Source organism: Cupriavidus sp. 05T41 (assembly GCF_056396525.1).
Genome location: NZ_JBFTLQ010000162.1, coordinates 1 through 6,775, shown reverse-complemented (window position 1 = coordinate 6,775; position 6,775 = coordinate 1). Strand labels below are relative to the sequence as shown.

6 protein-coding genes are annotated in these 6,775 nt (G+C 69.8%); all 6 read right to left on the bottom strand.

From position 1 onward, the window contains the following. Window positions 1-86: 86 nt before the first annotated feature. The 6 genes from ssuD to AC1DKV_RS39780 all read right to left on the bottom strand — a co-directional run bounded on the left by ssuD (window position 87) and on the right by AC1DKV_RS39780 (window position 6,479). Complete coding sequence (ssuD, locus tag AC1DKV_RS39805; RefSeq protein ID WP_477139673.1) at window positions 87-1,235, bottom strand: FMNH2-dependent alkanesulfonate monooxygenase; 1,149 nt, start codon at window positions 1,233-1,235, stop codon at window positions 87-89. Window positions 1,236-1,249: 14 nt separating this feature from the next. Next, window positions 1,250-1,816 carry an FMN reductase gene (gene msuE / locus AC1DKV_RS39800; protein WP_441615589.1) on the bottom strand — a complete coding sequence of 189 codons (567 nt, stop codon included), beginning with the start codon at window positions 1,814-1,816 and terminating at the stop codon, window positions 1,250-1,252. A gap of 494 nt (window positions 1,817-2,310) precedes the next feature. After that, window positions 2,311-2,691 carry a cupin domain-containing protein gene (locus AC1DKV_RS39795; protein ID WP_477139675.1) on the bottom strand — a complete coding sequence of 127 codons (381 nt, stop codon included), beginning with the start codon at window positions 2,689-2,691 and terminating at the stop codon, window positions 2,311-2,313. A 126-nt stretch (window positions 2,692-2,817) separates the two neighbouring features. After that, window positions 2,818-3,570, bottom strand: a complete 753-nt coding sequence (locus AC1DKV_RS39790; protein WP_477139672.1) for a DUF2968 domain-containing protein — start codon at window positions 3,568-3,570, stop codon at window positions 2,818-2,820. Window positions 3,571-3,609: 39 nt separating this feature from the next. Beyond that, on the bottom strand, window positions 3,610-3,789 hold the full coding sequence (locus tag AC1DKV_RS39785; RefSeq protein WP_477139671.1) for a hypothetical protein: 180 nt from the start codon (window positions 3,787-3,789) through the stop codon (window positions 3,610-3,612). A gap of 182 nt (window positions 3,790-3,971) precedes the next feature. Beyond that, a complete protein-coding gene (locus AC1DKV_RS39780; RefSeq protein ID WP_477139674.1) occupies window positions 3,972-6,479 on the bottom strand; it encodes a DNA translocase FtsK in 2,508 nt (835 codons plus the stop codon). Window positions 6,480-6,775 lie beyond the last annotated feature (296 nt).

The following is a 6,775-nucleotide window of genomic DNA, read 5'->3' as shown; positions in this document are numbered from 1 at the left end:
GCGCTCGGCGGCGGTCCCGGCAAAGTCGCGCGCCAGCGCCTGGGCCGTGCGGCGCGGGTCCAGCGGCACCACGCGCGGGCGCACGCTCATGCCGCGGCCTTGCTGCCGGGCAGCACGTCGTTGGCGATCATCTCGCCGAACGGTCCGGTCAGGTTGGTGGCGCCGCCGCGCGCAAGGCTGGCATACGGCTCGGGCAGCAACGGGAACACCAGTTTGGCGAAACGGTAGGCTTCCTCCAGGTGCGGGTAGCCCGAGAAGATGAAGCTCTCGATGCCAAGATCGGCATACTCCTTGATGCGCGCCGCGACCTCCTGCGGGCTGCCCACCAGCGCKGTGCCGGCGCCGCCGCGCACCAGGCCMACGCCGGCCCACAGGTTGGGATAGATCTCGAGCTGGTCGCGGCGCCCGCCATGCAACTGCGCCATGCGGCGCTGGCCGACCGAATCGAAGCGCGCGAACGATGTCTGCGCGGCGGCGATGGTCTCGTCGGATATCTGCGCGATCAACTGGTCCGCGGCGCGCCATGCTTCCTCGCTGGTGCGGCGCACGATCACGTGCAGCCGCACGCCGAAGCGCACCGTGCGCCCGAGCCGCGCGGCGCGCTCGCGCACGTCGGCGATCTTCTGCGCCACCGCGGCGGGCGGCTCGCCCCAGCTCAGGTAGACGTCGACCTGCTCGGCCGCCAGTTCGTGCGCCTCTTCCGAGGAGCCGCCGAAGTACAGCGGCGGATAGGGGCGCTGCACCGGCGGATAGAGCGCCTTGGCGTTCTCCACCTTGATGTGCTCGCCCGCGAAATGCACTGCCTCGCCTTCGAGCACGCGGCGCCATACGCGCAGGAATTCGGCCGACGCGGCATAGCGCTGGCTGTGATCCAGGTAGAGGCCGTCGCCGCGATTCTCGTCGGGATCGCCACCGGTGACCACGTTGATCAGCAGCCGGCCGTTGGTGATGCGGTCCAGCGTGGCCGCCATGCGGGCCGACACCGTGGGCGAGATGATGCCCGGGCGGATGGCCACCAGGTAGCGCAGCCGCTCGGTCCAGGGCGCGACAGCCGAGGCGATCACCCAGGAGTCCTCGCAGGAGCGTCCCGTGGGAATCAGCACGCCGTAGTAGCCGAGGTCGTCCGCGGCCTGCGCGATCTGCTTCAGGTAGCGCAGCGAGACCGGCCGCGCGCCTTCGGTGGTGCCGAGGTAATGGCCGTCGCCGTGGGTGGGAAGGAACCAGAATACGTTCATCGCCGGCGTGCTCCTCAGGCGGCGCGCTGCAGCGCCGTGCGGCGGTGCGCGGCAAACAGCGGCGCGGCGCGATCGGCGGCCAGGCGGATGCGCTCGGCCAGCGCGGGGCTGCTCACCTTGTAGTGCTCGAACTCGCCGGGGCTGCCGTACACGCCGATCGGCAAGGTCAGCGCCTGCATGAAGCCGAACAGCGGCCGCAACTGGTGCTCCAGCACCAGCGCGTGGCGGTCGCTGCCGCCGGTGGCGGCCAGCAGCACCGGCTTGTCGACCAGCGCCTCCTGCCCGATCAGGTCGAACAGGTGCTTGAAGTGGCCCGGATAGGAACCGCGGTAGACCGGCGCCGCCACCAGCAGCAGGTCCGCCTGCTCGATCGCCACCAGCTCGCTTTCGATCTCGTGGGGCAGTTCCGCGCGTGTCAGCGCGGCGCCCAGAGGCCGCGCGATGTCGCCCAGGTTGACGATGCGGCGCTGGATCGCGAGCCGCGCGTCCAGCTCGTCCAGCAGTGCCTGGACCAGCGCCAGCGTGCGCGACGGTTGCTGCGCGCTGCCGTTGACGGCAACTACGTTCAGCGGTTTAGCCATTGAGAAAACCTCCTGAGGAATGGATCCGGATTGACGCCGCGGGGAAAACGATCGGCCGTCCGCCGGCGCTTGCCGCGTGCGCTTGTCGGCTGACGACGCAAGAAGCAAGCCCGCACGGATCGCCCGCGATTGGAGCTATCCGCGGCCATTTGCGGCCACCTGCGACGATCGGCGGCGCGATCGCAGCAGCTGCAGGCGCAGCTTGTTGAATCGCTGTTGCACCGGCAACAGTGGCGGCGCGTGCCCGCGCTGGCGAGGACTCGGGGAGCCGCGCGGGTAGCCGCGCCTGGAGCGGGAAAGACATGATTCGGGATGGGCGGGTTATCAGGCCGCTGGATACGCGGCGAGCCCGCTATGGACTGGTTGGCTTGCCAAGCTCACACGATAGCCGAGCGGCGCCCCGCGCCGAAGCGCGCATTTCGTCTATGCATAGAGCAGCGGCCCGCATATGGGTATGCGGGTGTCGGGCATGCGGATGCGGGACGAGCGCTGGCTCAGCCTTGCGCACCCGGTTMGCAATGCACGGCGAGCCAGACCGAAGGCTGCGCCGCATCGGTCCAGGCCACGCGATGGCGGCAATGCGCCGGCAGATACAGCCAGTCGCCGGGCAGCAGGCGGCGCGCTTCGGCTTCGCCATCGATGTGCAGGCCGGCGCTGCCGCTGAGCAGCAGCACCCATTCGTCCTGCGCGCTGTCGTACCAGAAGTCCGGCGGGCTGGCCTGGCCATTCGAGACGATGCGCTCGATTTTCAGGCCAGGGCGCTCGAGCAAGGCGTCGAAGCGCTCGGCGGCGCGCTCCACCGGCACGCCGGCCAGCAGATTGCCATGCGGGATTGCCGGCGGCGTGGCGCCGGCCGGCTTGTCTGTCGTGTCCATCATCGTCTCCACAGCGCGGGCGGCCGGCATGGCGCAATGCATGCCGGTCCCGCATTGTGCCGGCTCACGCGGGCAAATTGTGCGCAGGTGTGCCGAGGCGTGCCGGGCGGCTCGCCGTACGCGTTCTCAGCGGCCCGGCAGATGCGGCAAGCCTTCGCTCTCGGCCAGCATGAGCTGGTGGGCCTGGCGGGTGGACTTGTTGAGCTGGGCCTGGGCGGTGACGCGCAGGCCCTCGAGCCGGGCCAGTTCCCTGCGCACCTGTTGCTGGCGGCTGCCCAGCGCMTGGTCCTGCATGGCAACGCGCTGCAGGTCGCTGCGCAGGCGCTCCGCTCTCTGCTCCGATTGCTCGAACATCCGCGCCATCTGCTCGTTCCTTGCCTTGACCAGCGCGCAGCGTGCCTCGCCCTCGGCCCAGCGCCGTGTACGCTCCTCGAAGTGGACGAAAACCGACTCGCTGGCCTCGTGATCGACGGAAGTCATCACGCGCCAGGGAGAACCGTCCTGGTAGAGCACGGTATAGAAGACCATCTCCGCGGCGTGGAAGAACAGGACCACTGAGTAGCCGAAGCTGCGGAACACGCGGAATTCCGTCAGCGCGTTCTGCTCGACGAGTCGCTCGAACCCGGCGATGTCGGCCACCTTGACGGTGCGCGCGCCGGACTGGGCGGAGGCGACCGCCACCGGCAGCAGCCGCGGGAACTGGCGCGGGCCCTCTTTGCCATCGGGCTGGCCGGTCGCGGGATCCGCAAGCTCGCTGCCATCGATGGCGTCGTTGGCGTCGATGGCGTCGATGGCGTCGGCATCCTCGCCAAGGACCTGCCTGAGCGGAGGCGGCTCATAGTTGTCCGCATCCAAGAACTGTTCGGCGACATTTTTCACTGGAGATCCTTTAGCGCTCGGGAACCGGTTGCAGAGATGTCAATCCCACTGGCGCTGTCGTGCGCAGCGCATCTGATTGGCCATGATCGCCTTCTGCTCGCACTCGGCGACGACCCGCAGCGTCGCCTCCTGCAGTAGCGAGCCCTGCGTCAGCACGGTGGCGAACGCCTTGAGCTGGTCGAGGGAAAGGGAAACCRGGATTGTCTGTTCTTCGCCCATGCTGGCCTGCCGAAGTTCGATGACCCCAGCATATTGGAGGCGGCGCGACGCGCAGGCGGACATTAGCGAGGAAAAGATGGCGCTATTCGGCCATTGCGCACGGGATGTGCGTCTTCTTGCATGCCGGCAGCCCGGCAAGGCGGGATCGGCGCCGCAAACCCCGGCCCCGACCCCGCCGCGGTCTAGTCGCCGGAGCCTGGCGCGAGCACGTCGCGCGCGCCGTTGCGGCCCATCGGCGAGACCAGGCCCGCCACTTCCATCTGCTCGATCAGGCGCGCCGCGCGGTTGTAGCCGATGCGCAGCTGGCGCTGCACGGCGGAGATCGACGCGCGCCGCGTATTGAGCACGAAGGCCGCGGCTTCGTCGTAGAGCGGATCTGCCTCGATATCGCCACCGCCTTCGCCGAACAGGTCGGCGGCCGCGGCCTCGCCCGGGTCGCCGGCGAGGATCGCTTCGTCGTAGTCAGGCTCGCCGAACTGCTTCCAGTGCTCGACCACGCGGTGCACTTCCTCGTCGGCCACGAAAGCGCCGTGCACGCGCTGCGGGTAGCCGGTGCCGGGCGGCAGGAACAGCATGTCGCCCTKCCCCAGCAGGCTCTCCGCGCCCATCTGGTCGAGGATGGTGCGCGAGTCGATCTTGGACGAGACCTGGAAGGCCACGCGGGTCGGGATATTAGCCTTGATCAGGCCGGTGATGACGTCCACCGAAGGCCGCTGCGTGGCGAGGATCAGGTGGATGCCGGCCGCGCGCGCCTTCTGCGCCAGGCGGGCGATCAGTTCCTCGATCTTCTTGCCGGCCACCATCATCAGGTCGGCCAGTTCGTCGATCACCACCACGATCAGCGGCAGCTTGCGCAGCGGCTCGGGCGCGTCCGGCGTGAGCGAGAACGGGTTGGGCACGTGCTCGCCCGCGGCCTCGGCGGTGCGGATCTTCTGGTTGAAGCCGGCCAGGTTGCGCACGCCMAGCGCGGACATCAGGCGGTAGCGTTTTTCCATCTCGCCCACGCACCAGTTGAGCGCGTGCGCGGCCTGCTTCATGTCGGTGACCACCGGCGCGAGCAAGTGCGGGATGCCTTCGTAGACCGACAGCTCCAGCATCTTGGGGTCGATCATGATCAGGCGCACATCGTCCGGCGTGGCCTTGTAGAGCAGCGACAGGATCATGGCATTGACCGCCACCGACTTGCCCGAGCCGGTGGTGCCGGCCACCAGCAGGTGCGGCGCGCGCGCCAGGTCCGTCAGCACGGGATTGCCCGTGATGTCCTTGCCCATCGCCAGCACCAGGTGCGAATTGTGCGCGAGGAAGGACGAAGCCGCCACGATCTCGGACAGGCGGATCATCTGGCGCCGCGCATTGGGCAGTTCCAGGCCCATGCAGGTCTTGCCGGGAATGGTTTCCACCACGCGGATGGAGGTCACCCCCAGCGCGCGCGCGAGGTCCTTCATCAGGCCGACCACCTGCGCGCCGCGCACACCCATCGCGGGGTCCACCTCGAAGCGCGTGATCACCGGGCCGGCCGAGGCGCCGACCACCGACACCGGCACCTTGAACTCGGCCAGGCGCTGCGCGATCAGGTTGCCGGTTTCCTGCAGGCGTTCTTCGCTGACCTGCTCGACATCGGACGAGGCGGCCTCCAGCAGCGCCAGCGGCGGCAGGCGGTAGTCGGCGATGCGGGCGGGCGCAGGCGTGACGGCGATGGCCTGCGCGGGCGGCAGCGCCGGTGCAGCGGGGGCCAGCGGCACGGTCTTGCCGACCACGGCGGGCAGTACGATACGGGGCTTCGGCGTGGGGGCGGCGGGAGCCGTCCCGGGCTGTGGAGCGGGCGCKGGCGCGGCCGCGGCCGTTTCCATTTCCGGCGCCGGCTCGGGCTGCGCTACGGCTTCGGCTTCGGCTTCGGCTTCGGCTTCGGCTTCGGCTTCGGCTTCGGCTTCGGCTTCGGCTACGGCTACGGCTTCGGCTACGACTTCTTGTTCGGATTCGGTGATTTCGGGTGCGTGGACAACATGACCCTCCGGCCCGGCGCCGGCACCTGCATCCGTAGCGGCATCGGCATCGATATCCGTCCCCGCTCCAGACTCGGCCCCTGCCCGGGCTCCCGCATCGTCGGCAACATGCAGCCCTGCTTCTGGCTCTACTTCCGGCTCCACCTCCGGCTCCACTTCCGGCTGCRCTTGCGGACCGGCCCGGTCTGCCTCGGACGCCATCTGGCCGGCGGCCACGGCAACGCTTTGCGCGATGGCGGCAGTTGCAGCCGCCGCGATGCTCTCGCCGCGATGCTCGACCAGCAGGTTGGCATCGAGCACGCTGTCGGCGCCCTCTTCCGTGCCAGTCTCCGTGCCGGTCTCCGTCCCGGCTATCGCCTCCGGCTCGTCCGCGGCGGGCGCCTCCAATGCGTCAGCGAGCAGGATGGGCTCGCGCAACGCAGCCGGAGCCGCTTCGGCGATCGCCGGCTGCGCGGCCTGAATACCGGCGGTATCCGGTGCGGCGTCGCTATCGGTGGCGCCAGGCGTTCGGGCCTCGACCTGTTCGGCCAGGTCGGCTTGCTCAACTATCCCGGCTTGCCCGACCGTCCCGGCCACCGGCGCATCCGCCCCTGCGTCCGCCTGCGGCGCCGCTTGCCGGCCGGCAGCCAGCGCCTTCAGTTCGGCCAGCAGCGTCTCCGCCTCCTGGCGGATCTGTTCCAGCGTCACATCATGCGTCTCGACGCCGATGCCGGCGCCGGCGGCGGCAGCAGCGGGTGGAATGGCCACATCCTCCGCGGACAGCACAGCCACCGGCTGCAGCGTTTCGGGGGCCGTGGCCGGGGCATCGGCCACCAGGACATCGGCCTCGGGCGTCTCGGTGGCGGCTTCCGCGGCCGACTGCGCTTGCGGCTGGGCGATGACGTCAGACCTGGCGGCCAACGGTTCGTGTTCGGGGGCCGCCGCGGACTGCGCGGTTGTTTGCGCGATGCCGGCCGCGGCGGGCTCGGCCGCGGGCGGGGACC

Coding starts and splice junctions, on each gene's coding strand:
- msuE (WP_441615589.1), bottom strand. CDS start 1,816: ATGGCTAAACCGCTGAACGTAGTTGCCGTCAACGGCAGCGCGCAGCAA.